Raw genomic sequence first — 1,117 nt, forward strand, 5'->3', positions numbered from 1 at the left:
GCCCGCCACCAATCGCGGTCACGCCGGTACCGACGATCATCGGGCCTGAGCCGTCGTCACGCACGATGATCGTGCCGACGGATGGATTGGTCGAGGTGCGGCCGGCGTGCTTGCGCGACAGCCGCAAGGCCGCGGCCATGAAACGGCGGTCAAGGGCCGCTTGTTCGGCCTCGCTGCGTTGCGGTGCTGCCATGCTCAGCCGGCGTCCTCTTCGCTCTTGTCCTCGTCCCCCTTCAACTCGCCGAGCAGTTCGTGGAAATCCTTGGCCTCACGGAAATTGCGGTAGACCGAGGCGAAGCGCACATAGGCGACATCGTCGAGCGACTTCAGTGCATCCATGACCAGCCGGCCGACCTCACCCGAGGCCACTTCCGTCTCGCCCGAGCTTTCGAGCTGGCGCACGATGCCGGTCACGGCGCGATCGATGCGTTCGGGGTCGACGTTGCGCTTGCGCACCGCGATCTCGACGGAGCGCAACAGCTTGTCGCGGTCGAACGGCACTTTTCGCCCCGATTTCTTGACCACCACGAGATCGCGCAACTGCACGCGCTCGAACGTGGTGAAACGGCCGCCGCAATCGGGGCAGACACGCCGCCGGCGGATCGCCGCGCCGTCCTCGGCGGGACGCGAATCCTTCACCTGCGTATCTTCGGACTGGCAATAGGGACAGCGCATGGAGAGCCTTGGGTTCGCGAATCTGGTGAGGTGAAAGGCTTAGAGCCTTTCCGGTGCGGATTGAAGCAGTTCTGTTTCTTCGATCGCCTGCCGCGCCTCAGAGATAGCGAGGCGCGAGGAAGATTGCCAGCGCGGCAAGCAGCCAGACGGCAATGCCGCCGGCAACAGCCAGGCGATAGTCGACCTTGTCGATGAACAGCCAGCAGGCGCCGAGGAAGGCGAGATAGGCCGGAATCGTCTTCATTCCGGCAAGGCAGGCATCGCGGAACCCGCCCGGATCACCCTTGGCGCCGACGGCGAGCAACGCGATGACGGCAAAGGTCGGCGCCAGCGGCAGGATGCCGGGCAGGACATTGCCCCGCTTGGACGCCCAGACGATCAGGGCCGTCACCAGTCCGCCGACCACGCCTTTCCAGACGATATCCATGAGCAGCGCCTATGC

Annotated in this window: 2 protein-coding genes and 1 pseudogene; all 3 read right to left on the reverse strand. The window is 65.1% G+C overall.

Annotated elements, in window-relative coordinates; translation table 11 throughout:
- Nucleotides 1-193, reverse strand: a pseudogene (locus EOA36_RS35935) (riboflavin biosynthesis protein RibD); the annotation flags it as partial.
- Nucleotides 194-195: 2 nt separating this feature from the next.
- Entirely contained in the window at nt 196-675 is a 480-nt protein-coding gene (gene nrdR / locus EOA36_RS35940; protein WP_127281280.1) for a transcriptional regulator NrdR, read from the reverse strand.
- A 97-nt stretch (nt 676-772) separates the two neighbouring features.
- A complete protein-coding gene (locus EOA36_RS35945; protein WP_127281281.1) occupies nt 773-1,102 on the reverse strand; it encodes a GlpM family protein in 330 nt (109 codons plus the stop codon).
- Nucleotides 1,103-1,117 lie beyond the last annotated feature (15 nt).

The organism is Mesorhizobium sp. M8A.F.Ca.ET.021.01.1.1 (assembly GCF_003998025.1).
Classification (GTDB): Bacteria; Pseudomonadota; Alphaproteobacteria; order Rhizobiales; family Rhizobiaceae; genus Mesorhizobium.

Coding starts and splice junctions, on each gene's coding strand:
- EOA36_RS35945 (WP_127281281.1), bottom strand. CDS start 1,102: ATGGATATCGTCTGGAAAGGCGTGGTCGGCGGACTGGTGACGGCCCTG.
- nrdR (WP_127281280.1), bottom strand. CDS start 675: ATGCGCTGTCCCTATTGCCAGTCCGAAGATACGCAGGTGAAGGATTCG.